The organism is Vibrio sp. Vb0349 (genome assembly GCF_033338975.1).
On the sequence record NZ_JAWOTS010000269.1, the window covers coordinates 1 to 1,249 of the forward strand.

The 1,249-nt window shown below is 46.6% G+C and carries 1 protein-coding gene and 1 pseudogene; one reads left to right on the forward strand and one right to left on the reverse strand.

Features of this window, described 5'->3' with window-relative positions:
• Window positions 1-253 (forward strand): annotated as a pseudogene (locus R7Q47_RS25110) (tRNA (pseudouridine(54)-N(1))-methyltransferase TrmY); the annotation flags it as partial.
• Between the two features lie 80 nt (window positions 254-333).
• Here R7Q47_RS25110 and R7Q47_RS25115 read toward each other — a convergent pair.
• The coding region (locus R7Q47_RS25115) for a TldD/PmbA family protein (RefSeq protein WP_318090031.1) at window positions 334-1,249 on the reverse strand (916 nt) is incomplete at its 5' end.

Below are 1,249 nucleotides of genomic sequence, written 5' to 3' on the forward strand. Positions count from 1 at the left end.
TGAGCGCCTAGTGCAAGAACTGGCAGAAGATCACCAACTATATATGCTGGATAAGAAAGGCGAATTTGTTCGTGATGCAGAAATCGGTGGAAACCCATGTTTCTTGCTAACCGACCACATTCCGATGCCGAAGAAGTCGTTCAACAGCTTGAAGCGCCTAGGTACTGAGAAAATCAGCCTTGGACCTAAGATGCTGTTTGCTTCTCAGTGTGTAGTATTGATCCACAACGAACTGGATATCCGCGAATTCTAGTTATTCGCGTACACGTTGCTAGATGATGAAAGAGGACTCGATTGAGTCCTCTTTTTTGTTTCTGACTTTCTATGCCGCGCTTATTTACCGCCAATACTCAATCGAGCAAAACGCACATCTGGCGCGAAGAAAGTGCGGCTGTCATTAATAAGCTGCGTATCACCCACAGCTTCTACTTCTTGCAGCATCTTATAGAAGTTACCTGCAACTGTAATTCCGCGCACAGGTTGAACACGCTGACCATCACGGCACAAGAAACCACTCGCACCAAATGAGAAATCACCACTGACAGCATCTGCACCAGAGTGAACCCCTTGCAGTTCCACTAATTCTAGGTATTCACCTGCTTTGACTTCTGACACACTGCTGTTGCCTGTCGCAATCACTTTATGATTTGCCGATACGTCTAGGCTCGATTTCGCACTGCGAGATGCACTTGCCGTCGACACTGCACCTAAATAACTCGCTGTTTGGCTATTGTGCAATAGCGTATTCAGTTGGCCATTGGCGATCAACACATTGTCTTGAGTGGCAAAACCTTCACTATCAAACCCTGCGATAGCCATACCATTAGGCATGTATGCCGCATCGGTAAAGGTGAGAAGTTCACTTGCTACGCTTTGACCAAGCTTGTCACCCAGTGGCGAGATGCCTTTCATCGCACTCACACCAGAAAACGCACTGCCGAAAGCACCGAATAAACTTGCTAGCGCATTGATGTGGAAGATAGCCGGATAGTTACCTGTCGCAACTGGTACTCCATCAAGAAGATCGCGAGCAAGGTTGTAACCGCCTTCAATGCAGTAAGTTGGATTCAACTCATCAAAACGGCGACCTAACGACATTCTACCTGCCATCGACTGTTTGCCATCTTTTTCAAATAAGGTATACGCGTAACAAGTGAAAGAGCGCTCGAAATGTTGACATAACGTACCTTGAGTATTCGCGATGATGAGCTGAGTTTCGCCGTCACTATAACCATTGTATGGTGAGCTT